Source organism: Coleofasciculus sp., assembly GCF_046565525.1.
Lineage (GTDB): Bacteria > Cyanobacteriota > Cyanobacteriia > Cyanobacteriales > Coleofasciculaceae > Coleofasciculus.
The window spans coordinates 1-1,288 of record NZ_JBKHUP010000256.1; the positions used below are offsets into that span (position 1 = coordinate 1).

Consider the following 1,288-nt stretch of genomic DNA (forward strand, 5'->3'; position numbering starts at 1 on the left):
TGGTTCTTCAGGACTTATTATGCTAAAATGTTAGTTAATACCTGAATAAACACAGTCGAAAAATGAAGAAACAGCTTACTCAACTTCTTAGTTTGCAAGGCGTTATAGTTAAATCTAAAAAAAACCTTGAAAAAGCCTTAGTGTTAGAAGTTGAATCCCAATCGAAAACGCCAGCTTGTCCCACTTGTAAGAAACCTAGCCATCGTCTTCATCAAAATCATTGGCATTTAATTAAGGATTTACCTTGGGGAGAAACCGAAATATTTTTAAAGGTTAACCGCCGACAATTTAAGTGTACTCACTGTCAAAAACCCTTTAGTGAGGAATTAAATTTTGTGGGAAAACGAAAAAAATATACCGATCGCTATGCACAATGGATTACTGAACAGGTTGTGAATAGTAATCTGCTCAATGTAGCTCAAAGGAATAATTTAACAGAATCTGAGGTCGAATCAATGATTAATCAAATTAGCCAAAAAAAATTACCGATTAATCTTAAATCTTTAAAAAGATTAGGAATAGATGAAATTAGTTTAGTCAAAGGACAGGGAAAATTTATAGTAGTTTTAGTCGATTTAGACACAGGCAAATTAATCGGCTTAGTTCCAGAGAGAAAATCAAAAGCGATTGAAGAATTGTTGAAATCATGGGGAACAGAAATTTTAGAACAGATAGAAGAAGTTAGCATGGATTTATACAAAATGTATAAAAGTGTCTTCCATAAACTCTGTCCAGAAGCGGTAATAACAGCGGATAGATTTCATGTAACGAAGTTGTTACATCAAGAACTAAATCAAGGACGTATTGACCAGAAGAGAACAGCTCTAGAGCTGGAAATAGAACCAAGAGCGAAACTTTTTTCTAGTCTTAAGGGCGGGAAATATATTTTACTAAGAAGTGAAAAAGCTCTGAAACAAAAACAGAAAGAAAAATTAGAGCAAATAAAAGAAGCTTCGCCTCAACTAGCTATAATGCACGCCCTCAAGGAAGAATTTACGGAGATATTTGAAAGGTGTAAAAATGTAGGAGAAGGGACGATAAAATTAGGAGACTGGCTGATGAAAGCTGAAAAAATTTTTCCCAAAACAGTTCAGACCATCAAAAACTGGTTTGGGGAAATAGTGGGCTATTTTGAGCAAAAAACGACCCAGGGCATCGTCGAAGGAATTAACAATAGATTAAAGGTAATAAAACGTTGTGGTTTTGGATTTACCAATTTTTATAACTTTGAAAAAAGAGCTTTATTGTTTTGGCATTTAGTTGATAGTTTAGCATAATAAGTACCGAA

Annotated in this window: 1 protein-coding gene; it reads left to right on the top strand. The window is 33.9% G+C overall.

What is annotated here, in order from left to right:
* Positions 1 to 62 precede the first annotated feature (62 nt).
* The gene (locus tag ACLGGO_RS35575; protein WP_446422852.1) at positions 63 to 1,277 is read left to right on the top strand and encodes an ISL3 family transposase; all 1,215 of its coding nucleotides are present in this window, start codon (positions 63 to 65) and stop codon (positions 1,275 to 1,277) included.
* Positions 1,278 to 1,288 lie beyond the last annotated feature (11 nt).